General features: G+C 63.5%; 20 protein-coding genes. 11 read left to right on the top strand and 9 right to left on the bottom strand.

Annotation, left to right across the window (positions count from 1 at the left end):
- Window positions 1–5 precede the first annotated feature (5 nt).
- Window positions 6–980, bottom strand: a complete 975-nt coding sequence (locus AC1DYC_RS24320) for a WD40 repeat domain-containing protein (protein WP_477410333.1) — start codon at window positions 978–980, stop codon at window positions 6–8.
- A gap of 128 nt (window positions 981–1,108) precedes the next feature.
- Window positions 1,109–2,176 carry a CobW family GTP-binding protein gene (locus tag AC1DYC_RS24325; protein ID WP_477410334.1) on the bottom strand — a complete coding sequence of 356 codons (1,068 nt, stop codon included), beginning with the start codon at window positions 2,174–2,176 and terminating at the stop codon, window positions 1,109–1,111.
- A 433-nt stretch (window positions 2,177–2,609) separates the two neighbouring features.
- Here AC1DYC_RS24325 and AC1DYC_RS24330 point away from each other — a divergent pair, with 433 nt between their 5' ends.
- Window positions 2,610–3,080: a MarR family winged helix-turn-helix transcriptional regulator gene (locus AC1DYC_RS24330; protein WP_477410335.1), complete on the top strand. Its 471-nt coding sequence runs from the start codon at window positions 2,610–2,612 to the stop codon at window positions 3,078–3,080.
- Between the two features lie 15 nt (window positions 3,081–3,095).
- Here AC1DYC_RS24330 and AC1DYC_RS24335 read toward each other — a convergent pair whose 3' ends face one another.
- Window positions 3,096–3,956 carry an AraC family transcriptional regulator gene (locus AC1DYC_RS24335; protein ID WP_477410336.1) on the bottom strand — a complete coding sequence of 287 codons (861 nt, stop codon included), beginning with the start codon at window positions 3,954–3,956 and terminating at the stop codon, window positions 3,096–3,098.
- 46 nt (window positions 3,957–4,002) lie between these two features.
- Here AC1DYC_RS24335 and AC1DYC_RS24340 point away from each other — a divergent pair, with 46 nt between their 5' ends.
- The 5 genes from AC1DYC_RS24340 to AC1DYC_RS24360 all read left to right on the top strand — a co-directional run bounded on the left by AC1DYC_RS24340 (window position 4,003) and on the right by AC1DYC_RS24360 (window position 8,044).
- The gene (locus AC1DYC_RS24340) at window positions 4,003–4,410 is read left to right on the top strand and encodes a DUF2000 family protein (RefSeq protein ID WP_477410337.1); all 408 of its coding nucleotides are present in this window, start codon (window positions 4,003–4,005) and stop codon (window positions 4,408–4,410) included.
- Window positions 4,411–4,594: 184 nt separating this feature from the next.
- Window positions 4,595–5,479, top strand: coding sequence for a DMT family transporter (locus AC1DYC_RS24345; RefSeq protein ID WP_477410338.1), 885 nt, complete (start codon window positions 4,595–4,597; stop codon window positions 5,477–5,479).
- A 64-nt stretch (window positions 5,480–5,543) separates the two neighbouring features.
- Window positions 5,544–6,566, top strand: a complete 1,023-nt coding sequence (locus AC1DYC_RS24350; protein WP_477410546.1) for a LacI family DNA-binding transcriptional regulator — start codon at window positions 5,544–5,546, stop codon at window positions 6,564–6,566.
- Window positions 6,563–7,546, top strand: coding sequence for a 2-hydroxyacid dehydrogenase (locus AC1DYC_RS24355; protein WP_477410339.1), 984 nt, complete (start codon window positions 6,563–6,565; stop codon window positions 7,544–7,546). The genes AC1DYC_RS24350 and AC1DYC_RS24355 overlap by 4 nt, the downstream gene beginning before the upstream one ends.
- Window positions 7,547–7,636: 90 nt before the next feature.
- On the top strand, window positions 7,637–8,044 hold the full coding sequence (locus tag AC1DYC_RS24360; protein ID WP_477410340.1) for a hypothetical protein: 408 nt from the start codon (window positions 7,637–7,639) through the stop codon (window positions 8,042–8,044).
- A gap of 8 nt (window positions 8,045–8,052) precedes the next feature.
- Here AC1DYC_RS24360 and AC1DYC_RS24365 read toward each other — a convergent pair whose 3' ends face one another.
- On the bottom strand, window positions 8,053–8,826 hold the full coding sequence (locus AC1DYC_RS24365; RefSeq protein ID WP_477410341.1) for a gamma-glutamyl-gamma-aminobutyrate hydrolase family protein: 774 nt from the start codon (window positions 8,824–8,826) through the stop codon (window positions 8,053–8,055).
- Window positions 8,827–9,122: 296 nt separating this feature from the next.
- Between AC1DYC_RS24365 and AC1DYC_RS24370 the strand changes: the two genes are divergently transcribed.
- Complete coding sequence (locus AC1DYC_RS24370; RefSeq protein ID WP_477308740.1) at window positions 9,123–10,232, top strand: TRAP transporter substrate-binding protein; 1,110 nt, start codon at window positions 9,123–9,125, stop codon at window positions 10,230–10,232.
- 53 nt (window positions 10,233–10,285) lie between these two features.
- On the opposite strand, the gene AC1DYC_RS24375 is transcribed toward AC1DYC_RS24370, so the two are convergent.
- The 5 genes from AC1DYC_RS24375 to AC1DYC_RS24395 form a co-directional block, all read right to left on the bottom strand.
- Window positions 10,286–10,660 carry a VOC family protein gene (locus tag AC1DYC_RS24375; protein WP_477410342.1) on the bottom strand — a complete coding sequence of 125 codons (375 nt, stop codon included), beginning with the start codon at window positions 10,658–10,660 and terminating at the stop codon, window positions 10,286–10,288.
- Between the two features lie 330 nt (window positions 10,661–10,990).
- Window positions 10,991–12,019 (bottom strand): zinc-dependent alcohol dehydrogenase family protein, encoded by a 1,029-nt coding sequence (locus tag AC1DYC_RS24380; protein ID WP_477410343.1) that lies wholly within the window; start codon window positions 12,017–12,019, stop codon window positions 10,991–10,993.
- 19 nt (window positions 12,020–12,038) lie between these two features.
- A complete protein-coding gene (locus tag AC1DYC_RS24385; protein WP_477400313.1) occupies window positions 12,039–13,817 on the bottom strand; it encodes a TRAP transporter large permease in 1,779 nt (592 codons plus the stop codon).
- Window positions 13,814–14,419 carry a TRAP transporter small permease subunit gene (locus AC1DYC_RS24390; protein WP_477410344.1) on the bottom strand — a complete coding sequence of 202 codons (606 nt, stop codon included), beginning with the start codon at window positions 14,417–14,419 and terminating at the stop codon, window positions 13,814–13,816. The genes AC1DYC_RS24385 and AC1DYC_RS24390 overlap by 4 nt, the downstream gene beginning before the upstream one ends.
- Before the next feature lie 198 nt (window positions 14,420–14,617).
- Window positions 14,618–15,523, bottom strand: coding sequence for a branched-chain amino acid ABC transporter permease (locus AC1DYC_RS24395; RefSeq protein WP_477308748.1), 906 nt, complete (start codon window positions 15,521–15,523; stop codon window positions 14,618–14,620).
- Window positions 15,524–15,674: 151 nt separating this feature from the next.
- Between AC1DYC_RS24395 and AC1DYC_RS24400 the strand changes: the two genes are divergently transcribed.
- From AC1DYC_RS24400 to AC1DYC_RS24415, 4 genes are all read left to right on the top strand, one after another.
- The gene (locus tag AC1DYC_RS24400) at window positions 15,675–16,283 is read left to right on the top strand and encodes a CGNR zinc finger domain-containing protein (RefSeq protein WP_477410345.1); all 609 of its coding nucleotides are present in this window, start codon (window positions 15,675–15,677) and stop codon (window positions 16,281–16,283) included.
- A complete protein-coding gene (locus tag AC1DYC_RS24405; protein WP_477308752.1) occupies window positions 16,264–16,803 on the top strand; it encodes a hypothetical protein in 540 nt (179 codons plus the stop codon). The genes AC1DYC_RS24400 and AC1DYC_RS24405 overlap by 20 nt, the downstream gene beginning before the upstream one ends.
- A 123-nt stretch (window positions 16,804–16,926) precedes the next feature.
- Window positions 16,927–20,397, top strand: coding sequence for an indolepyruvate ferredoxin oxidoreductase family protein (locus AC1DYC_RS24410; protein WP_477410346.1), 3,471 nt, complete (start codon window positions 16,927–16,929; stop codon window positions 20,395–20,397).
- A gap of 136 nt (window positions 20,398–20,533) precedes the next feature.
- The gene (locus tag AC1DYC_RS24415) at window positions 20,534–22,846 is read left to right on the top strand and encodes a putative bifunctional diguanylate cyclase/phosphodiesterase (protein ID WP_477410347.1); all 2,313 of its coding nucleotides are present in this window, start codon (window positions 20,534–20,536) and stop codon (window positions 22,844–22,846) included.
- The last annotated feature ends 103 nt before the right edge of the window (window positions 22,847–22,949 follow it).

Raw genomic sequence — 22,949 nt, forward strand, 5'->3', positions numbered from 1 at the left:
TCCGGTTAGGCCGAGATGTCGATGACGCCGCAATCGCCGGTCGCACTTCCGAAGGCGATCCGGCGTTCTTCCTTGTCCCACATCATCGCGGTGATGGCGCCCTTGCCGGGACGGCGCAACAGCACCTCCTTGGCGTCGGCAAAGCGTACCGCCATCACCATGCCGTCATCATAGCCGACAGCGACGACATCCTGGCTCGGATGGCAGGCGACTGACGTCACCATCGCATTGCCGCGCGTGCCGAGCTCCAGCGGCGCCTTGCCCATCGGGCCGTCCTTGCCCGAAAACGGCCAGACGATCGCCGCCGGCGCGCCGGAACTCGCCAGCCACTTGCCCTTCACGCTCCACGACAGGCTTTTGACCTTGCCGGGATAGCCGGTCATGCGCATGTGCTTGCCGTCGGCAAGCTTCCAGCCATGCAGCGCGTTTTCCTGCATGGTAGTGACTAGGAAGGCGCCGTCCGGCGAAAAGGTGATGCCGGTGTGGGCGCCCGCCCATTCCAGCTCCACAGGTTTGCCTTCGGCGGCCGGGAAATGCAGCGTCGCGCCATTGTAGCGGGCGACGCCGAAGCGCATGCCCTTGGGCGAGAAAGCCAGCCCCTCCACCGAACGCGGATGAGCAAATTCTTTGGTTTTGCCGTCGGCGAAGCGCACGAAAGCGGTTTTGCCCGTCGCATAGGCAATCGCGCCTTGCGGCCCGGCGGCAACGCTGGTGATCCACTTCCTGCCGGCGCCCGCCAGCTCGCTGACATTGCCACCCGCGGCAACGGCAAAAATCTTGCCGTCCTCTCCGCCCGTGATCAGCCGATCGTGGGCTGCGTCGTGAAAGGTGGAGAGCAACCCGTCATTGACCTGCGCCGTCTTGTGGCCGTTGTCGAGCCGATGGACGGTCCCATCGGCCTGCGCAAAATGCGGCACATTGTCGAGGAAGACGGCGGCGACGCAATGGCCGTCGAGATCAAGCGGGGCAACCGTGGGCATCAGAACCATTCCAATGAATTTTGTCGTCATCCCCGGGAAGCCACTGGGGCGGCCAGGCGTGGCGCCGACCTTCTCCCCTTGTGGGAGAAGGAAGAAGGGCGCAGCGCTAGCGCCATAAAGTTCGGAAATCAAGCGGCCTGGCAGGCGTCAAAGCTCTTCTTCAGCCGCTCGGCGTCGAGGTCGCGGCCGATGAACACCAGCCGGCTCTCATGCTTTTCGCCGTCTTTCCACGCGCGCTGGTGGTCGCCTTCGATGATCATGTGCACGCCCTGGATGACATAGCGCTCGTCGTCGCCCTTGAGCGCGATGATGCCTTTCAGCCGCAGGATATTGGGGCCTTCCATCTGGGTGATCTTCTCGATCCAGGGGAAGAATTTCTTCGAATCCATCTCGCCGCCGCGCAGCGACACCGACTGCACCGTCACATCGTGAATGTCGGAGGGGTGCGCATGATCGTGGTGATGATGGTCGTGCCCGTCATGATCGTGGTGATGATCATGGTCGTGGTCGTGATCATGATGGTCGTGGTCATGATCGTGCGCTTCGAGGAAATGGGGGTCATTCTCCAATGCACGCGACAGGTCGAAGGCGCCGCGGTCGAGCACTTCGGACAGCGCCACACCGGCGCGGGTGGTGCGGTGGATCCTGGCCGCCGGGTTGATGGCGCGGATGGTCGCTTCTACCTTGGCCAGCTCTTCCGGCGTCACCAGATCGGTCTTGTTGAGCACCACGACATCGGCGAAGGCGATCTGGTCCTCGGCCTCCCTGGAATCCTTCAGCCTGAGCGGCAGATGCTTGGCGTCGACCAGCGCCACGACAGCGTCGAGCTTGGTCTTGGAGCGCACGTCGTCGTCCATGAAGAAGGTCTGCGCCACCGGCACCGGGTCGGCCAGACCCGTAGTCTCGACGACGATGGCGTCGAAACGGCCGGGACGGCGCATCAGGCCTTCGACGACGCGGATCAGGTCGCCGCGCACCGTGCAGCAGACGCAGCCATTGTTCATTTCGTAGATTTCCTCGTCGGATTCCACGATCAGCTCGTTGTCGATGCCGATCTCGCCGAACTCATTGACGATGACGGCGTAACGTTTGCCATGGTTTTCCGACAGGATGCGGTTGAGCAGCGTCGTCTTGCCGGCACCGAGATAGCCGGTGAGAACGGTCACGGGGATCTGCGTCGTCTGTGCATCGCTCATGTCTTGCCTCGAATGACTGGGCCGCGAAATTCCGGGCCGCAAGAAGGGATTGTTGGCCTGATATAGGATGTGTGCCGGGTTTTTGCACGGGGCAAACCGCCTGGGCGTTTGACCCAGGGGTGATGGAGCGGGTGGGTTGGACCGAAACACCGCCCGAGCAGGTCGTGTGCGGGGGATGCCGACCGTCCAACACGTCGCCTGAAACACTCTTCGTTGAGCTGTGCGGAGCCGCGCCGTCTCAAACCACTGCAATCGCCTTGGCGGAAACTCGTTTGTCATCTAACTGAAATAAACATCTGGCATCACCACGGTGGGCACCACAAATGCTTGCCGGCAAAGCTGTTTCGAAAGCCGGAATCTTTTTGATCGTCGATTGCCAACCGGCCGGCTGCGTCTATGCTGCACGCACCGGTACGGCCGAAGAGGGATCACCATGGCCAAGGCGGACAAGACTGCAACGATGAGCCGGCTGCATTCGGCGGCAAGGCTGGCAAGGACCGCGCTGGCGGCGCGGCTTCTGGCGCATGGCTTCTATGCCGGCCAGGACCAGATCATGCTGACGCTCGACCGCGAGGATGGCCAGACGCCGGGCAATCTCGCCGGCCGGCTCGGCGTGCGCCCGCCGACCATCACCAAGACCATCAACCGGCTGCAGGCGCAGGGCTTTCTTGAAAAGCGCGCCTCCTCGGCGGACGCCCGCCAGGCGCATATTTTCCTCACCGACACCGGTCGTGAAATCATCCACGCCATCGAGAAATCGGTGAAGAAGACGGAAAAACAGGCCTTGAAGGGCCTCGACAAGAAGGAGCAGAAGACGCTGTTCAAGCTGCTCGCCCGCATCGAAGCCAATCTGTCGAACGAGGAGCTGGTGCTCGTCGACGAGGACACCGACATCGACGACTGATCGGCACGTTTTGAGCTAGGCCGCCACCGAAGGTCGGCGCACCAGCGCCGACCAGCGGCCGGGGGTCAGGCCGAATGCTTTCTTGAAATGTCTGTTGAAATGACTCTGGTCGCTGAAGCCGGCGCCAACGGCGATTTCGGCTAGCGGCTCACCCATCTCGATCATCCGCCTTGCCTTTTGCAGCCGGCGCATCAGCAGGAAACGATGCGGGCTGGTGGAATAGGTCGCGCGGAAATGGCGTGACAGCGCATAGCGGTCGAGCCCGGTGATCGCTTCCAGCTCATCGGAACGGACGGGCCGCTCGGCATTCTCCTCGAGATAGTCCCGTGCCAGCGCCGCTGCGCGCCAGGCCGTCTTTCCCATCGGCTTTGCCGGCTGGCCGGCATGGCGCCTGAGATGCTGCGCCAGCTCGGCAATGAAATCGGCAACGAACAGCTCACCCAGTTCCTCGTCGAGCGGCGCCAAGGCCGCAAGCAGCGTGCCGCGCAAGGCAGGATCGCTGACCACGGCATCCCTGACGAAAGGCAGCGGCGCGCCGTTGAGGCAATCGAGGAGCAGCGACGGCTCCAGATAGAGGATCCGGTAGCGCAACCCATCCTCGGTGCCGGCGCCGCCATCGTGCACTTCGTCGGGATGCAGCACGATCACCTGGCCGGGCAGGCTGTGGTTCACGGCGCCCCGGTAGTGGAAACGCTGCACGCCCGACAGCGTCACGCCGACGGCAAGCGTATCGTGGCGGTGCAGGTCGAAGGCATTGCCATGGAAATGCGCCTCGATGCGCTCGATGCCAGTGGTAACAGGCGCCGACACGATGCGATCGTCCGCGCACGAACGTTCAAGACCCTGTGCCGCCTGACCGTCTAGACCGTGCGCCATCGCCTATCCCTGCCCTTATGGGCCTGCTCCCGGAGTCCTAATCTTGGTGTTCGATACGAAATTTGCAATCGTGCTGCGGGACGATCTCGCCGTCTGGCAAAAGCTCAACGTCACGGCGTTCCTGACCAGCGGCATCGTCGCGCAATTCCCCGACATCATCGGCGAACCCTATCGCGACCGCGCCGGCAACCTCTACAATCCGCTGTCGATCCAGCCGGTCATCGTGCTGTCGGCCGATGGACCCACGCTCAATGCCATCCACCGGAGGGCGCTCGAGCGCGGCGTGACGACGTCAGCCTATGTCGAAGAGATGTTCGCCACCGGCTTCGATGCGGCCAACCGCGCTGTCTTCGCCGAGTTCGCGCCTGAAGACGCCAAGATCGTCGGCATAGCGTTGCGCGCCGACAAGAAACTCGTCGACAAGATCACCAAGGGCGCCCGCATGCAGGCCTAATTCGTAGGCAGTTGGTTGCGTTGCGCTGAGCCTGTGCGCGTCGCCCGTTGTGCCAGTCGCTTTTGGCTTGCCGGGCGCAGGCGATTGCCGCAAAGGTAGGCTTCTATCCTCTCTGCCCGGCCTGACATTGAACGTTCCCGCAAAATCAGACGAAAGCGCAACGCCGCCCGCGGCGATGCTGTTCATGCTTTCGACCTATGTATTTTTCACCTTTCTCGACACGTCGAGCAAATATCTGGTGCTGGCCGGCGTCTCGGCGCTGATCGTCGCCTGGGCCCGCTTCACCGTCCATGTCGTGCTCGTCGGTGTCTTCCTGCGCGGCTGGCGGGAGCCATCGCGTTTCCGCGCCAACAATCTGCCGGCCCACATCCTGCGCGGCGCGCTGCTGTTCGGCTCGACCATGTGCAACGTCATGGCGCTCAAGACACTGCAACTGGCCGAGACCACGTCGATCTACTTCTTCGGCCCGATGGTGATCACCGCGCTTGCCGGCCCGCTGCTTGGCGAATGGGCGGGATGGCGGCGCTGGCTGGCGATCCTGTCGGGCTTTGTCGGCGTGCTCGTGATCACACGGCCGGGCGTTGGCGTTTTCGGCGTCGGCCATCTCTTTGCGCTCGGCTCGATGCTGTCGAACTCCTTTTACGTCATCATGACGCGGCGCATGTCGGCCAGCGAAAGCTCGGAGAGCCTGATCCTGTTTTCGGCGCTGGCGCCGGCCGTGCTGCTCTTGCCGATGCTGCCGTTCTCGCATGGGCTGCCGCAGGACGGCTGGCACTGGCTCATCCTGGTGATGCTGGGCGTGTTCGGCGCCGGCGGCCACTGGCTGCTGGTGCAGGCCTACCGCCTGGCGACCACCACGGCGCTGGCACCGTACCCCTATTCGCAAATGGTCTGGATGATCCTGTCCGGCTGGATCATCTTCCACCAGTTCCCCGATCGCTGGACGCTGGTCGGTGCTGTCATCATCGTCGCCAGCGGCCTCTACATCATCCACCGCGAGCACCGTCTGCGGCTGCGCAATCGCACGACTGTCGACGTCGAGGCGGAGGCGCTGGCGAAAAAACTTTGATTTGCTCCGAATCCGATGGCATAACGCCGCATTTAAAAAATTTAAAAACTCGGGGAGCGAAGGGCTGGCACAGAAGATCAAGCTTTCGACGATCGCGGATGCGCTCGGCGTGTCCACGGCCACGGTCTCCCTCGCGCTGCGCGACAGCCCGCTGGTCGCCGGCGCCACGCGCGACCGCATCAAGGAACATGCCCGCGCCATCGGCTATATCTACAACCGCCGCGCCGCCTCACTGCGCACCTCGCGCTCGGGCATTGTCGGCGTCGTCGTCCACGACATCATGAACCCGTTCTTCGCCGAGATCCTGCGCTCGATCGAAAGCGAGCTCGATCGCAGCCGGCAGACCTTCATCCTGTCCAACCACTACGACCAGCTGGAAAAGCAGCGCACCTTCATCGACACGCTGCTGCAGCTCGGCGCCGACGGCGTCATCATGTCGCCGGCCATCGGCACGCCGGCTTCCGACATCGTCACGGCCGAGGAAAACGGCCTGCCGGCGGTGTTGATCGCGCGCACCGTGGAAGGCGCGGACGTGCCGGTGTTCCGTGGCGACGATGCCTATGGCACAGCACTTGCCACCAATCATTTGATCTCGCTCGGCCACAAGCGCATCGCCATGATCGGCGGGACCGACCAGACTTCGACCGGGCGCGACCGCTATCAGGGCTATCTCAACGCCATGGATGCGGCCGGGCTTGAGGTCAGGCCATCCTGGCGCATTGCCGGGCCGCGCACCAAGCAGGGCGGATTCGAGGCGGCTGGACAGTTTTTGGCGCTGAAAGACAAGCCAACCGCGGCCTGCTGCTGGAATGATCTCGTCGCCATAGGGCTGATGAACGGCATTGCCCGCGCCGGCCTGGTGCCGGGCGCCGACATCTCGGTCACCGGCTATGACGATCTCGAGGAGGCGGCCATCGCGACACCGGCGCTCACCACGGTCTGGAATGGCCAGCGCGAGGTCGGCCGCCGCGCCGCCAGCGCACTGCTCGACAAGTTGAATGGACAGGCGGTACGGCCGTCGCAGGAACTGATCAAGCCGGAACTGCATGTGCGCCAGTCGACCGGCAAGCCGGTGGAGCGTGCATGACCAAGCCTGAGCAACTGCACTCCGTCGCCGTTCTGGTGCCGGGGCATTTCAACGACCATGCGGTCGAGCGCATCGACCGCACTTTCAGAAGGGTCAAGATCGAGCGCGCCGATCCGGCGCTGGTCACCGACGAAATGCGCCGCGACGTGCGCGCCATCGCGTCCTTCGCCGGCGTCAACGCGGCATTGATGGATGCCTTGCCCAATCTCGAATTGATCGCGTCTTTCGGCGTCGGCTATGATTCCGTGGATGCCGCACACGCGGCCAAGAAAAACATCATGGTCACCAACACGCCCGATGTGCTGACCGAAGAGGTTGCCGACACCACGATCGGCCTTTTGCTCAACACCGTGCGCGAACTCTATACCGCCGAGAAATGGCTGCGCGACGGCAACTGGGTGAAGAAGGGCAACTATCCGCTGAGCCGGCTGACCTTGCGCGGCCGCCATGTCGGTATTTTCGGCATGGGCCGCATCGGCCTGGCCATTGCACGCCGGCTGGAGGCGTTCGGGCTGCCGGTCGCCTACCACAATCGGCGCAAGGTTGAAGGCCTCGCCTACCAATACCACCCGACGCTGAAGGGCCTTGCCGAGGCGGTCGATACGCTGATTTCCGTAGTGCCGGGCGGTGCTTCCACCGAGAAGGCGGTCAATGCCGAAATCCTGAAGGCGCTTGGCGCCAATGGCGTTTTTGTCAACATTGGCCGCGGCAGCACGGTCGATGAGCCGGCTCTTGCGGCAGCGCTTGCCAACGGCACCATCGCCGCCGCCGGGCTCGATGTCTTTGCCGACGAACCGAATGTGCCCAAGGCCTTGCTCGAAGCGCCGAACACCTCGCTGCTGCCGCATGTCGGGTCGGCCTCGCACCACACGCGCCGCGCCATGGCGGATCTGTGCGTCGACAATCTGGTGTCCTGGTTCAGCGAGCGGCGGCCGCTGACGCCGGTGCCGGAGACGGTCAATGTGAAGGCCGCCGGTTAACGCAGGGGCGCGACGGCCACATTTATTAACGTCAGCTTAACCCTTCGAAATGATTATTCATCCGGGGCGTATGCGTGGATGAATACCAGAATGAAGATACTTTCCGCATTGATCGCCGCCGCGGCGCTGGTCGGCGGCGTTCAGCTGTTTCACGGCGGCGCCGGGCAAAGCGCTGCCGACGAGATCACTCCGTCCACCAGCTTCAGGCTGGTCGCCAATGGCGATGAAGGCGACTGCGCGGTTACCCGCGGGGCCGCGATTCAAGACGGCCTGTCACTGTTGACGGTGGCGCCTAATTGCCGCCGGCTGCTGCCCGGCATCGAGCGGGCGAAGTTCTGGCGCGAAGAGCAGGACGGCACGGTGGCTTTCAGCGCCGACGGGATCGACCCGATCGTTACCTTCTCGGTTGCCGATGGCGATGGCTACGAGTCCTACGCGCCAGCCACGCCGTTGCTATCGCTGGCGACAACCGGCGATCGAGATCAATCCGGCAACTGATAGCGCGATTACTCGGCCGCCGCCCGCGCGCCGGCTTTCGCCGCCGCATGCAGGCGCACCGCATCACCGAAGGCGCGGAAAATCTTGGCCGAGTTGCTGTCCGACTTGACCCAGTATTCGGGGTGCCACTGCACGCCCACCGCAAAGGCGCGGGCGTCCTTTACCGACACCGCCTCGACTGTGCCGTCAGCGGCGACGGCCTCGACCTGCAGCTTCGAGCCGAGCCGGTCGATCGCCTGGCGATGCAGCGAATTGACCTTGATGTCGCCGGCGCCGAACACGCCGGCCAGACAGCTGCCCGGCTTGATCGAAATGGTCTGGTGAATGGCGAAACGCTCGTCCTGGTTGTCGCTCACCGGGGCGCGGTGGTCGAGCGAGCCCTCGCGCTCCTGGATTTCGGTGCCGAGCGTGCCGCCCAGCGCCACGTTCAGTTCCTGGATGCCGCGGCAGATGGCGAGCAGCGGGACGCCGCGCTCGATCGCCTTGCGGATCAGTGGCAGCGTGGTGGAATCGCGCGCCGGATCGTAAGGGCCGTTGGCCTCGCTGGCATCGCCGCCATAAAGTGAGGGATGCACGTTGGACTTCGAGCCGGTGACCATGACGCCATCGACCGACGACAGCAATTCGTCGAAGTCGAGCCGGTCACCGAAGGACGGCACCAGCAGCGGGAACACGCCCGCGCCCGAAAGCGCCGCCTCGATATATTGCTGCGGGGCGGCATGCCAGGTGTAGTTGTCGAACTGACGGACGTCGGTCGATATGGCGACGAGCGGTTGGTGCATTTTGGGTCCGGATTCCCTTTGACGCGAAGCGAATAAGCTATTGTGCCTGCAAAATAGGCGATCCGAAGGCGCTTTTCCATGGCAAGTTTCACCGCCTCGCATGGGCCACGCAATAAACGTTAGACTATAGTTGCAGACCGGGCGCCAAGCCTGCGGATTTGTCGCCAGCGCCGCCGTCAAATCCCGCTGCCATGCTGGACTCGACCCCTTGCCCGTGTATTGTTTCGGGCAAACCGATACCGGGCGTGAGGAGATGTCCCTGATATCGGTTTGTTGGTCCAATAGGGAGGAACTGCATGGATCGTCGTTCATTCATCCGCAAGGCCGGGGTCACCGGCGTGGGGGCCGCGGCGGCTGCGGCCACGCTTGCCGCGCCGGCAATCGCCCAATCCAATCCGAAAGTGACGTGGCGGCTGGCATCGTCCTTCCCGAAATCGCTCGATACGATCTATGGCGGCGCGGAAGTCTTCTCGAAAATGCTGTCGGAGGCGACCGACGGCAATTTCCAGGTCCAGGTCTTTGCGTCCGGCGAACTGGTGCCCGGCCTGCAGGCCGCCGACGCCACCACTGCCGGTACGGTCGAGGCCTGCCACACGGTGTCATACTATTACTGGGGCAAGGACCCTACATGGGCGCTGGGTGCGGCGGTGCCGTTCTCGCTCAATGCACGCGGCATGAATGCCTGGCATTACCATGGCGGCGGCATCGACCTGTTCAATGAGTTTCTCGCCACGCAAGGTCTTTTCGGCCTGCCCGGCGGCAACACCGGCGTGCAGATGGGCGGCTGGTTCCGCAAGGAGATCAACACCGTCGCCGACCTTTCCGGCCTCAAGATGCGCATCGGTGGCTTTGCCGGCAAAGTTGTCTCGAAGCTCGGCGTCGTTCCGCAGCAGATCGCCGGTGGCGACATCTATCCGGCGCTGGAAAAGGGCACCATCGACGCCGCCGAATGGGTCGGCCCCTATGACGACGAGAAGCTCGGCTTCTACAAGGTCGCGCCCTATTACTACTATCCCGGCTGGTGGGAAGGCGGGCCGACCGTCCATTTGATGTTCAACAAGGCGAAATACGAAGAGCTTTCGCCTGCCTACAAGTCGCTGGTACACACAGCGGCGCAGGCGGCAGACGCCAACATGCTGCAGAAATACGACTATCTCAATCCTGCGGCGGTGAAGCGGCTGGTGGCCGGCGGCGCGAAATTGCGGCCGTTCACCCCGGAAATCATGGCTGCCTGTTTCGAGAAGGCCAACGAGGTCTACACCGAAATGGAAGCCTCAAACGCACAGTTCAAGAAGATCTGGGACTCGATCAAGGGCTTCCGCAAGGAGCACTATCTGTGGGCGCAGGTGGCCGAGTACAATTACGACACCTTCATGATGGTCCAGCAGCGCAACGGCAAGCTGTAGGCCGCTGTTCATTTAAAAAGACCCCGGGCTGGATAGCCCGGGGTCTTTTTTTGTCAGCCCGCGTAGGCGCTGACCTCGACCAGTATTCCGCCCGGCGCATGGCAATAGAAGGTGGTCGATTTGACGCCGCCGCGCGTCAGCTCCTGCACGTCGCCCGGCTCGCGGCCGGCACCGGCAAGTTCGGCATGCTTTGCATGCACCATCTGCGCATTGCCAATGAAGAAGCCGACATGAAAGCCGTCGGGATAGGCGGCCTCCTCTCCCTTGCTGGGCTTCATCAGGTTGAGCGCGAAGCCATCGCTGCCTTGCAGAACAGCAAAGGCATCCTTGCCGCGCATGTCGAGAAGCGCAAAGCCGAAATGGCCGGTGAAGAAATCACTGAGGCCGCCAACGTCGGCCGTCACCAGATTTGCATGGTTCAGTTTCATGATACGTTTCCTGTCACGGTTGAGGTGCGGACAGGCTTGGCCGCAGACCACGAACCGGCGGGTGCATTGACATCGGAATTTTGCCAAGACCCAACCGGCTCGCGGGCTGTGCGCCTCGCTTGCCGGCCGCGGGTCCTCTCGCACAAGAGCGATGGACAGGCCTCCGCCGAGCATGATCCCTAGAAGTGGCGTCCGGTTTTCGGACAAGATCATGCTCGAGAAACAAGAAACGGAAGAGGCCGGACTACCGAACCGGCCATGTCTTTTTCGGCGCGGCCTGAATAGCCGATAGCCAAACCGGCGGCAAGGGTTGACGTGCGCCGGTGCGCCTCAGCTTCGTCCCGGCACCACCAGCACCTTGACCTCGCCGGGGGCGGCCGGATTGGCGATCACCGAGGGGGCTTCCTCGAGGCCGACCTGTCTTGAGATGAGCTTGTCGATCTCGATTGCTCCGGACGCGACAAGGTCCGCAGCCCGCCGGTGGGTGAAGGGGTTGATGAACGAGCCAAGAACCTTCAATTCACGAAACAGGATGTCGAACGGTTCGAAGGGCACTTTCACGCCTTGCGGCATGACGCCGACAATCACCACCGTGCCGCCCGACTTCGCCAGCCGCATCGATTGTTCGACGGTGTCGGGGACACCGGCGCATTCGAGCACCACGTCGACCCCACCGGGCACAAGCCCGCCTGGCCCGGCGATGGCCTCGATCGGGTCAACGGCGCCTGGATCGACCGTCGCCGTTGCGCCGAGCTCTTCGGCGAGCGCCCGGCGGGAGGCTTGCCGCGTCGACAGGATGATTGTCGCCGCTCCTGCGAGCCTGGCCAATTGCACGGTGAGCAGGCCGATGACGCCGCCGCCGAGCACGACAACCGAAGCGCCGGGCCTGATGCCGGCGAGATCGACAGCATGCAGGCAGCACGCCAGCGGCTCGCAGAACGCGCCATGCGTTGGCTTGAGGTTCGCAGGCAGTAGAAAGGCCTGGCTCTGCGGCATCACGACATAGTCGGCGAAGCCGCCGTCGCGATGGATGCCGATGGCCCTGAGATTGCTGCACAAATTGACACGGCCGGCCCGGCAATGGCCGCAGCGCCCGCAGGAGATGTTGGGATCGCCGGTGACGCGGTCGCCGACGGCGATGCCGGAAACCGCTTCTCCGACGGCCTCGACGATGCCGCAGAATTCGTGACCAAGTGTCACCGGCGGGCTCGAAGGGAATTCGCCGTGGAGGAGGTGGCGGTCGGTGCCGCAAACGCCGCAGGCTTCCACGCGCACGAGAACATCCTGCGGTCCCGCAACGGGCTTGTCGACTTCCCGCAGCGCGATGCTGCCCACCGCTTCCAGGCGCACAGCTCTCATCGCTTTATCCCATGCGGCATCAGTTGAAACTCGGCGGCTTGGACAGATCCGTCGCCGGCGGCGCCGGACTGGCCGGTGGCGTGTCGCCGAAATTCGGCGGCTGCGACAGATCGTTCGAGGGTGGCGCCGCCGGAGATGCGCCGCCATCGGCAGGCGGTGGTGTGCCGAGAGGCGCAAGACCTGGCATGTCCGGCAACTTGATCTCGATCGTACCTGGATCGACGGCCGCGCCCTTGTAGTGCATCACCATCTGCGGGAAGGCGATGGTCAGCCCGATCATGATCACCTGGATGCAGACGAAGGGCACCGCGCCCCAGTAGATCTGGCCGGTGGTTACCGGCGCAATCTGCTTGCCGGTGAGGCGGTCGAGATAGGGCACGCGCGCGGCGACCGAGCGCAGGTAGAACAGCGCAAAGCCAAAGGGTGGGTGCATGAACGAGGTCTGCATGTTGACGCCAAGCAGCACGCCGAACCAGATCAGGTCGATGCCGAGCTTGTCGGCTGCGGGCGCCAAGAGCGGCACGATGATGAAGGCGAGCTCGAAGAAATCGAGGAAGAAGGCCAGGAAAAAGACCAGGATGTTGACGCCGATCAGGAAGCCGACCTCGCCGCCCGGCAGCGACGTCAAAAGGTGCTCCACCCAGATATGGCCGTTGACGCCGTAGAAGGTGAGCGAGAACACCCGCGCGCCGATCAGGATGAACAGCACGAAAGACGACAGCCGCGTTGTCGAGGTCAGCGCCTGCTTGATCACGTCGAGCGACAGCCGCCCCTTGGCCGCCGCCATGATCAAGGCGCCGACGGAACCCATGGCGCCGCCTTCCGTCGGCGTGGCAATGCCGAGAAAGATGGTGCCCAGCACCAGGAAGATAAGCGCCAGCGGCGGGATCAAGACGATGATCACCTGCTGTGCCAGCCGGGACATCATGTTGATGTTCAGGCGCTTGTCGGCAATCGCCACGATGTAGATGAACAGCACGCCGACGCTGGCGCCGAGAATGTCGGCATTGTCGCCATGCGCCGGTGCGAGATAGCGATAGGCCGCATAGGAAATCGCGACTGTCACCAGCAGCGCCGCCAGAAGCGACAGAACGCCGTGGCCCAGCGTGCGCGCCTCCAGCGGCAGCGCCGGCACCCATTTCGGCCGGACGATCGACATGATCAGGATGTAGAGCGCGTAAAGGCCGGTCAGGACCAGGCCCGGGATCAGCGCGCCGGCATACATGTCGCCAACAGAGCGGCCGAGCTGGTCGGCCAGCACGATCAGAACCAGCGATGGCGGGATGATCTGCGCCAGCGTGCCCGAGGCGGCAATGACACCGGCCGCCAGCCGGCGGTCATAGCCATAGCGCAGCATGATCGGCAGCGAGATCAGGCCCATGGCGATGACCGACGCGGCCACCACGCCGGTGGTGGCAGCCAGCAGCGCGCCGACGAAGATCACGGCATAGGCAAGACCGCCGCGGATCGGCCCGAACAGCTGGCCGATCGTGTCGAGCAGATCCTCGGCCATGCCGGATCGCTCAAGCACGATGCCCATGAAGGTGAAGAACGGGATCGCCAGGAGCGTGTCGTTGGACATCACTCGGCTGCCGTAGAAATTGTCGGGCAAAGCGTGCAGCAGCGGCCAGGCGAGGTTGATCGAGCCGCCCGAATAGGGCGACAAAACGACACCGATGAAGAAGAACATCAGGCCGTTGGCGGCGAGCGAGAAAGCGACGGGGTAGCCGATCAGCAGGAAGATGATCAGCGAGGCGAACATGATCGGCGCCATGTTCTGGGCGATGAACTCGATCATGGGCGCGTCTCCTGGGCGAGCGCCTTGGCTTCGTCGGCGAGGGCCTTCGCGTCGAGCTCGGCCTGCTCGTGCGCCGATATGAACGGGTTGGGATCATCCATGTCGCCACGCATGATGGCGATCTTCTTGATGATCTCGGAGATGCCTTGCAGCGCCAGCAGGAAGAAGCCGACGAGCAGGATCGCCTTGGCCGGCCAGATGATCAGCCCGCCGGAATTGTTCGACATTTCGCCGCTGCGGAACGACAGCGACACGTAAGGCACGAAATAGATCACCATCAGCGTCACGAACGGCATCAGGAAGAACAGATGGCCGAGCAGGTCGATCCAGTGCTGAACGCGGCGCGAGAACATGCCGTAGACGATGTCGATGCGGATGTGGTCGTTCTGCTTCAGTGTGTAGGCGGCGGCCAGCATGAAGGCGGCGCCGAACAGGTACCACTGCAATTCCAGCCATGCGTTCGACGAGATGTCGAAGATTTTGCGGATGACGGCATTGCCGGCGCTGACCAGGATTGCCAGCAGGATCAGCCACGATATCCATCTGCCGATGAACTCGTTCATACGGTCAATCGTTCTGGATAGAGCGAGCAGCCCTGCCATGCATTCCTCCCTTATGTCGAAGGCGCGCCGGCTCCCCTTATTTTCCGTCGCGCCGCTGTGGCCTAACGGTATGCCGCGCGTGGTTCGGCGGGTCAACATGGCATAGGCGCGATCAACGGCGTTGTGACGGGAGGCAGGGGATAAAGCGCCGCCTGGCGGCTGCGTCATGCAACCAAAGTCTGATGCCGGATGCGGCGATCAGGCGATCTTCTGCTGGTCGCGGCCGGGACCGATCAGCACGAGTGCTGCGACCAGGAACAGATACATCCAGCCATCGCGCCATTCGATGGGGAAGTAGCCGGCCCATAACGACTCCGCCATGCCGAAGGCGGCCGCACCGAGCGCCGCGCGCGGCGGCGAGAGATAGCCGCCCACCGCGGTGACGAAGAGGATTTTCAGACCGTAGACGAGGCCGGAGCCGAAGCTGACATTGCCGTAGTAGAGGGCTGCCATGACGCCGGCCAGTGCGGCGCAGAAACCGCCGGACAGCACAGCATGCCGGAACACCTTGCGCACATCGACACCGCACAAGGCTGCCGCATGGGGATCGTCGGAGACGGCGCGCCAGCGGCGGCCGAAGCCCGAACGGGCAAACGCCCATGCGGCGAGGATGATTGCCGCCAGAACAATCGCGCAGTCGATGAGCTGGATCAGCGTCAGCGTCGCCTTGAAGCTGGCGTCCTGAGCGAAAACAATGGGTTGCGCCAGCATCGGCGGCAGCCACCAGTCATGTGTGTCGGCGGCAATGCGGCTGGCTTCCGACAGCACCAGCAGGATGCCGAGCGTTGTCACCACGATTGCGTTGGGCGTGCGGTCGGCCAGCGGTTCGAAGACGCTGCGCGACAGCACGTGGCTGATCAGCGCGGCATAGAGGAAAGCCGTGACGACGCCGAGCACCACCGCCGCCAGCAAGGTCAGCCACAATACCTGATAGCCGAAGGCCACGGTCAGGATCATCGTCTGGCCGCAGAAGGCGAACAGCGCGCCATAGGCAAGGTTGGTCCGATGCAGGATGCCGTTGGTCAGCACATAGCCAAAGGCGAGCAGCGCATAGAGCGCGCCCGAATGCAGCCCGTTCAGCACCTGCTGGAAGAAATAGAGCATGGGTGACCTTCCGGGCATGCCGCCCAAAAGTGCAAAGCGGTTTTGGGGCAACGACATGCCTCAACAAAGTCCTGCGGAGGCCGCGCCCGCACCAAGGTTTGCATCGTAGAATCTAACTTGTCAAACGCGATTTATCGGTTAGATTTCCGATATGACGGTATCCTGGACCCCGCATCGCTTCACCGGCGGCATGCTTGCGCTCGACACGGCGAACACCGTGGTGTTGCGCAACGATCCCGACAAAACCTTCGACCGGTTTGCCGATTCGGCCGAGATCGCGCGCTTTGCCGATGCCGCCAGCGGTTTTCGCGGCGCCGAGCTTGGCGGCAGGCGGCTGGAGGCGGCCTCGCCGGACAGGATCGCCCCGGTGGTGCTGTCGATCCGCGAGACGACCGACCGGCTGTTTCGCGGCGCGGTGTCGAAAGGTGCGCTTGCCGCCAGCGATCTCGCCGCCTTTCTCAAGGCCTGTGCCGGCGGTCTAGAGCGCAGCCCGGTTGAAATCGGCGCGCCGGGAAGGCCGTTCGGCGATCCGGCGACGCCGATTGCCTTCGAGACGGCGCTGGCGGTTTCAGCCTTGTCGCTGCTGCGCGACGACACGGTCGCCAGGCTCAGAATCTGTCCCAACTGCAGCTGGCTGTTCGTCGACAGAAGCCGCAATTCCAGCCGTCTTTGGTGCGACATGGCGGTGTGCGGCAACCGCCAGAAAGCAAGCCGCCACTATCGCCGCCGTACGGCGGCTCATGAGGTCAAGAATGCCTAGGGTTTTTCGTTCGATCCTTGTCGGCGCGGCATTCACTGCCGCTGTTGCGCTCGGCGCCTGCCGCGACACCGGCGGCGATGGCAAGCTGTTCGAAGTTTCCGGCAAGGTCGTCGTCTTCAACTACCGTCTCGCCCGGGCGACCTATGTCGTGACGCTGCGGCCGCTGCAGCCGATGGGCGAAGGCCAGGTTGCGGTCGCCAGCTTCCAGAATCCCGCCGGCGGCGCGCCTTTGGTGGTCGAGCAGAAGGTCTGGCCGAAGCTCGACAAGGTCAGCCTGGAAAGCCCGGCGCTTACCTGCATCGTCAAGGACAAGCCTTATGCGATTTCGATCAGCATCAAGGGTTCCGACGGCACGGAGCTTCAGAAGATCGACACCACGCTGATCTCGAGCGAGGATCAGTCGATCCTGCCCGACCGTCCCTTGGTCGTCGACCAGCTCTACACCGCCAACCCGGATCTCGCCGGCCATCCCGACGGCAAGCTGCCGAACGAGCCGAAGCCGGATTGCCCGAAGGCCTGACGCGCCGCTCAGCCTGGCACTTTCGATTTCGTTTGACCTGCCTTGCAAGCGGAGAAAGACTGCGCCATCTCACTCCTACGTTGGCTGCGCCCCCCGCCGCCGCCTCCGCAGAGGAAATGCCTGATGACGCTGCATGACGTCGCGCTCGACGACAAGTTCGATCTTGGCAAGGAGCGCATCTTCCTATCCGGCGCGCAGGCGGTCATCCGCATGCTGTTGATGCAGCGCGAGCGCGACCGCCGCGCCGGCCTCAACACGGCAGGCTTCGTTTCCGGCTATCGTGGCTCGCCGCTCGGCGGCCTCGACATGCAGCTGTGGCGGGCGAAAAAACAGCTCGCGGCGGCCGATATCGTCTTCCAGCCCGGCCTCAACGAGGAGCTTGCCGCCACCGCCTGCTGGGGCTCGCAGCAGACGGAGTTGCTGGGCGAAGGCACGCATGACGGGGTGTTTTCGGTCTGGTACGGCAAGGGGCCGGGCGTCGACCGTTCGGGCGATGTCTTCCGTCACGCCAACCTTGCGGGATCGTCGAAGCATGGCGGCGTGCTCGCTTTGATGGGCGACGACCACATGGCCGAATCCTCGACCAATGCGCACGCCACCGAATTCCTGTTCGTCGACACCATGGTGCCGATCCTCAATCCGGCCGGCGTCCAGGAGATCATCGATTACGGGCTCTACGGCTTTGCCATGTCGCGTTTCGCCGGCACCTGGGCGGCGATCAAATGCGTCAAGGACAACATCGAATCGACGGCTTCCGTCGATGCCGCGCTCGAGCGGCTGAACATCGTGGTTCCGGAGTTCGACATGCCGCCCGGCGGCCTCAACATCCGCCACGAGATCGACATGCTCGGCCAGGAGGAGCGGCTACATGAACACAAGCGCGCCGCCGCTTCGGCCTTCATCCACGCCAATGGCCTGAACCGCATCGTCTATTCCGGCGGCCGCAGCCCGAAGCTCGGCATCATCACGCTGGGCAAGAGTTATCTCGATGTCCGCCAGGCGCTGGAAGACATCGGCATCGACGAGGCCGCAGCCAACCGCATCGGCATCCGCCTGTTCAAGGTCGGCTGCCCGTGGCCGCTCGACCTGCAGCATATCGCCGAATTCGCCCGTGGCCTCGACACCATCGTCGTCGTCGAGGAGAAGCGCTCGCTGATCGAGGTGCAGTTGCGCGAAAACCTCTACGGCACCGCCACCCAGCCGGTCATCGTCGGTAAGAAGGACGAGCGCGGCGACTGGCTGTTCCCGGCCAAGGGCGCACTCGACCCCAATGAGATCGCCATTGCGCTGGGCGAGCGGATCCTCCGCACCATCGGTCCTTCGGAAGAGATCGCCGCGAAGGTGGCGAAGCTGCGCCAGTTCCAGGCGATGCTTGCCGACACCAGCGACATCGGTTCGCGCACGCCATTCTTCTGCTCCGGCTGCCCGCACAATTCCTCGACCAAGGTGCCAGACGGCTCGATCGCCGCCGCCGGCATCGGCTGCCATTTCATGGCGCTGTGGATGGATCGCAACACGGTCGGCTTCACCGCCATGGGCGGCGAAGGGGCGCAATGGGTGGGCCAGGCGCCGTTCTCCAAGCGCGACCACATTTTCCAGAATCTCGGCGACGGCACCTACAATCACTCCGGTGCGCTGGCGATCCGCTTCGCGCTGTCGACCGACGCCAACATCACCTACAAGATCCTCTACAACGACGCCGTCGCCATGACTGGCGGCCAGCCGCATGAGGGCGGGCTGACGGTGGACATGATCGCCAGGCAAGTGCGCGCCGAAGGCGTCGAGCGCATCGCCATCGTCACCGACGAGCCGGACAAATATGCCGGCAAGGCCGAATTTCCATCCGGCGCCACCATCCATCACCGCGACGACCTCGATCTCGTCCAGCGCCAGCTGCGCGACGTCAAAGGCGTCTCGGTGCTGCTTTACGACCAGACCTGTGCGGCCGAAAAACGCCGCCGCCGCAAGCGCGGCACCTTCCCGGATCCCGACAAGCGGGTGTTCATCAACGAACTGGTCTGCGAGGGCTGCGGCGATTGCGGCGTGCAGTCGAACTGCGTCTCGATCCAGCCGGTCGAGACCGAGTTCGGCCGCAAGCGCAGAATAGACCAGTCGAGCTGCAACAAGGATTTCTCCTGCGTCAACGGCTTCTGCCCCTCCTTCGTCACCGTGCACGGCGCCAAGATCCGCAAGGCTGAAGGCATTGCCGGGCGGACCGACCCGCTCGACGGCGTGCCGGTCCCGGCTGAATTCCCGCTTGGCAGCGACGGCTGGGCGGCGATCATCGACGGCGTCGGCGGAACCGGCGTCGTCACCATCGGCGCGGTGCTCGGCATGGCCGCCCATCTCGAGGACAAGGGCTGCGGCATGATCGACATGGCCGGCCTCGCCCAGAAGGGCGGTTCGGTGTTCACCCATGTCCGCATTGCCCGCACCCCGGACGATATCCATGCCATCCGCGTTTCGGCCGGCAAGGCCGACCTGGTGCTCGGCTGCGACCTCGTCGTGTCCGGCGCCAAGAAGGTGCTTGGCGCGGTGCGCGAAGGCCATACCATCTTCCTCGCCAACACCGCCGAGATCATGCCCGGCGAATTCGCCCGCTCGGCCGATTTCTCGCTGCCGATCGAGCGGCTGAAGAAGGCGATCCGCGCCGCCGCCGGCGACGACAAGGCGCATTTCTTCGACGCGACGCGCACCGCCACGCAATTGTTCGGCAATTCGCTCGGCGCCAACATGTTCATGCTTGGCTTCGCCTTCCAGCATGGCGGGCTGCCGCTGTCGGCGCAAGCTGTTGAAAAGGCTATCGAATTGAATGGTGAAGCGGTGGCGATGAACATCGCCGCTTTCCGCTGGGGCCGTCGCGCCGCGCATCAGCCGGATTTCGTGCGCGGCCTCATCGCCCAGCCGGGCAAGGCCGCTGAGATCGCCGAGACGCTGGACGATGTGATCGCCCGCCGCGTTGCTTTCCTGACCGCCTATCAGAACGCCGCCTATGGCCGGCGCTATGCCGAAAAGCTGGCCGTTTTGCGTGCCGCCGAGGCAAAGGCCGTGTCCGGGTCGACTGCGGTGACCGAAGCTGCGGCCAAAAACCTGTTCAAGCTGATGGCGATCAAGGACGAATACGAGGTGGCACGGCTCTACACCGACGGCTCCTTCGCCACCGAACTGTCAAAGCAATTCCAGAGCTACGACAAACTCGAATTTCATCTGGCGCCGCCGATCATGGGCAGGCGCGGCAATGACGGCAAGCCGAGGAAATCGAGCTTCGGCCCGTGGATGATGCAGGGTTTTCGCCTGCTGGCGACGCTGAAAGGCTTGCGCGGCACGGCTTTCGACGTGTTCGGCTATAGCGCCGAGCGGCGCATGGAGCGGCAGCTTCTGGCCCGCTATGAGGCCGATCTCGAGCTTATCGCGGCGGCACTTGCACCGGGCAGGATCGAGGCCGCCGTGGCGCTGGCCTCGGTGCCGGCGCTCATTCGCGGCTATGGCCATGTCCGGCAGGCCAGCGCCGAAAAGGCCGATGGCGAGCGCAAAAGGCTTGTCGAGCGGCTGGCCAACACGCCGGCGCGGCCTGAACTTCAGGCCGCGGAGTGACGCCTTGTTTACCTGAACAGGAATTTCCCCGGCTTACGCCGGGATAGCCGACTTGACGGCAGACGCCGAAACGGCATCTCTAAACCTTTCTTAAGGCAGATGTGACATCACTGCGGTTCGTGCGACACCGCAGGCCATGCAAGAAAACAAAGCCGCAGAGATAGGTGAGGACGTCTATGCTGGGTTCGTGCGATCGTTGTTCAACGATCCCGGGATCCTGCTGATTGGCGCGTTTTGCCACGGCCTTATCGGAATTCTCGTTTATTTTACCTCAGGACACCCGGCCTATCTTGCACTGGCCGCGCTTATGCTTGCGGCCGGCCTCTACCGTTATTACGGCATCCGCAAAGGCCTGCGCGTCGGCAGTTTCGAGACTTATGAACAAGCCAAGAAGTGGGAGCGCTACTACCTGGTTGGCGGCACCATCCAGGCCTTCTTCATGGGGTTTTTCTGCTTTACCTCGATCTATCTCATTCCCGATGTCTTCGGCGAAAGCGCTGCCATTGCCGTCATAATGGGCTCGACGGTGACCATCGTCGGCCGCAATTACGGTTCCAAGACCATGGTCGCGGTGCAGGCCTTCACGGTCGTGATGCCGATCGCGGTCGGGCTGATGCTCAAGGGCCATGTCGGCGATTTCATCCTCGGCCTCTACATCGTACCGTTCATCTTCATCATCACCCGCATGGCCAGCCACGTCCGCACCGTGCTGTTCAACGCCATTTCGGAGCGCAAGACGGCGGCGAGGCTCGCCGAGCGCTTCAACCGCGCGCTCAACACCATGTCGCATGGCCTGGTCATGCTCGGCCCCGACGGCAAGGTCGTCGTCGGCAATGCCGAAGCCGCGCTTCTGATGTCGCTGCGTTCGCCCGACCAGCTGCTCGGGCGATCGATCCATTCCCTGCTTTTGCGGGGCGTTGCCGGCGGCATGCTGGCGCCCAAGGACTGCCGCTATGTCGAGGCGCAGCTGACGCGCGCGCTGCGCGAGGGCCGCGACCGTAAGGTGCTGGTCTCCTTCTCCAATGGCCAGTACTTCGAGTTCTCTGCCCGCGAGGGCAATCAGGACCTCGGCGTCATCACCTTCGAGGACGTCACAGCCCGCGTCGAGGCCGAAGAAAAGATCCGCTTCATGGCGCGCTTTGACAGCCTCACCGGCCTGCCGAACCGCGCCTATTTCCATGAGCTGGTCGGCGAAGCCATGGCGTCGGGCAGCCGCGACCGCCTGTGCGCACTGGCAGTGCTCGATCTCGACGATTTCAAGAGCGTCAACGACACGCTCGGCCATCCGGTCGGCGACGGGCTGATCTACGCCGTTGCCGAACGCCTGGCGGCCGTCGCCGGGCAAGGTGTCAATGTCAGCCGCTTCGGCGGCGACGAGTTCATGATCTTCTTCGACCGGGTCGAGGATGAAAGCCATCTGACCGGCCTGCTCGACCAGGTCTTCGCCGATCTGCAGGGCGAGGTCGATGTCGCCGGCCATGGCCTGCGCATCCAGGCCAGCGCCGGTGCTGTGCTGTCCAGGGTCGAGGACACGGATGTCGACGCCATGATCGTCAAGGCGGATCTCGCGCTCTACAAGGCCAAGGAACTCGGCAAGAACAACTGGCGGCTGTTCGAGGCCGCGATGGATGCGGCGTTCCGCAACCGCCAGCTGATGAAGGCGGACCTGCGCACCGCCGTTGAAGGCAAGGCGCTGCGGGTGGTCTATCAGCCGATCGTGGCGATGAGCAACATGCGCATCGCCAGTTGCGAGGCGCTGTGTCGCTGGGATCATCCCGATCTCGGGCCGGTTTCGCCCAGCGTCTTCATTCCGCTGGCCGAGGAGATGGGCATCATTTCCGAGATCAGCACGTTCGTGCTCGAGGCGGCCTGCGTCGAATGCGCCAAATGGCCCGGCCAGACCAGCGTCTCGGTCAACCTTTCGGCGAAGGATTTCCGCAATCGCGACGTCGTCCAGAAGGTTGCCGATGCGCTTGCTAAATCGGGGCTCGCCGCCGGCCGCCTGGAGATCGAAGTCACCGAAACCGCCCTGCTCGACGACAAGTCGCTGACACGCCAGTACATCGAGGAGATGAAGCAGCTTGGCGTGCGCATCGCGCTCGACGATTTCGGCACCGGCTATTCAAGCCTGAGCTATCTGCACAAGCTGCCGCTCGACAAGATCAAGATCGATCGTTCGTTCCTGATGGACGTGACCCAGAACAAGCGCTCGCTCGACCTGCTGAAAGGCATCGTCGACCTGACCCGGGTGCTCGGGCTGACCGTCACCATCGAAGGCGTGGAAACCTTCGAGCAGCTGAAGATTCTGGTGCATTCGGTGAAGCCGGATCTTGTTCAGGGCTTCCTGTTTGGCGCAGCACTGAGCGCCTCGGGCATCGAAACCATGTCTAATGTGACCTGGCCCTTCGCCGCGGAGCTGCGGCCAGTGGCAAAACTCGCCACGCCCTGACTTTTCCGTGATTAATTTGCGCTTGAAAAGCCGGTTTAAAAGGCGTTGAATTGTTTAGGCGTTAACCGATTGTTAAGGTTAACATTCAGTAAACGTAGACGAT

Source organism: Mesorhizobium sp. P2_E7 (assembly GCF_056403855.1).

Coding starts and splice junctions, on each gene's coding strand:
- AC1DYC_RS24400 (WP_477410345.1), top strand. CDS start 15,675: ATGACGGTATCCTGGACCCCGCATCGCTTCACCGGCGGCATGCTTGCG.
- AC1DYC_RS24335 (WP_477410336.1), bottom strand. CDS start 3,956: ATGGCGCACGGTCTAGACGGTCAGGCGGCACAGGGTCTTGAACGTTCG.
- AC1DYC_RS24330 (WP_477410335.1), top strand. CDS start 2,610: ATGGCCAAGGCGGACAAGACTGCAACGATGAGCCGGCTGCATTCGGCG.
- AC1DYC_RS24395 (WP_477308748.1), bottom strand. CDS start 15,523: ATGCTCTATTTCTTCCAGCAGGTGCTGAACGGGCTGCATTCGGGCGCG.
- AC1DYC_RS24415 (WP_477410347.1), top strand. CDS start 20,534: ATGCAAGAAAACAAAGCCGCAGAGATAGGTGAGGACGTCTATGCTGGG.
- AC1DYC_RS24380 (WP_477410343.1), bottom strand. CDS start 12,019: ATGAGAGCTGTGCGCCTGGAAGCGGTGGGCAGCATCGCGCTGCGGGAA.
- AC1DYC_RS24325 (WP_477410334.1), bottom strand. CDS start 2,176: ATGAGCGATGCACAGACGACGCAGATCCCCGTGACCGTTCTCACCGGC.
- AC1DYC_RS24390 (WP_477410344.1), bottom strand. CDS start 14,419: ATGGCAGGGCTGCTCGCTCTATCCAGAACGATTGACCGTATGAACGAG.
- AC1DYC_RS24370 (WP_477308740.1), top strand. CDS start 9,123: ATGGATCGTCGTTCATTCATCCGCAAGGCCGGGGTCACCGGCGTGGGG.
- AC1DYC_RS24360 (WP_477410340.1), top strand. CDS start 7,637: ATGAAGATACTTTCCGCATTGATCGCCGCCGCGGCGCTGGTCGGCGGC.
- AC1DYC_RS24355 (WP_477410339.1), top strand. CDS start 6,563: ATGACCAAGCCTGAGCAACTGCACTCCGTCGCCGTTCTGGTGCCGGGG.
- AC1DYC_RS24385 (WP_477400313.1), bottom strand. CDS start 13,817: ATGATCGAGTTCATCGCCCAGAACATGGCGCCGATCATGTTCGCCTCG.
- AC1DYC_RS24345 (WP_477410338.1), top strand. CDS start 4,595: ATGCTTTCGACCTATGTATTTTTCACCTTTCTCGACACGTCGAGCAAA.
- AC1DYC_RS24320 (WP_477410333.1), bottom strand. CDS start 980: ATGCCCACGGTTGCCCCGCTTGATCTCGACGGCCATTGCGTCGCCGCC.
- AC1DYC_RS24375 (WP_477410342.1), bottom strand. CDS start 10,660: ATGAAACTGAACCATGCAAATCTGGTGACGGCCGACGTTGGCGGCCTC.
- AC1DYC_RS24365 (WP_477410341.1), bottom strand. CDS start 8,826: ATGCACCAACCGCTCGTCGCCATATCGACCGACGTCCGTCAGTTCGAC.
- AC1DYC_RS24405 (WP_477308752.1), top strand. CDS start 16,264: ATGAGGTCAAGAATGCCTAGGGTTTTTCGTTCGATCCTTGTCGGCGCG.
- AC1DYC_RS24410 (WP_477410346.1), top strand. CDS start 16,927: ATGACGCTGCATGACGTCGCGCTCGACGACAAGTTCGATCTTGGCAAG.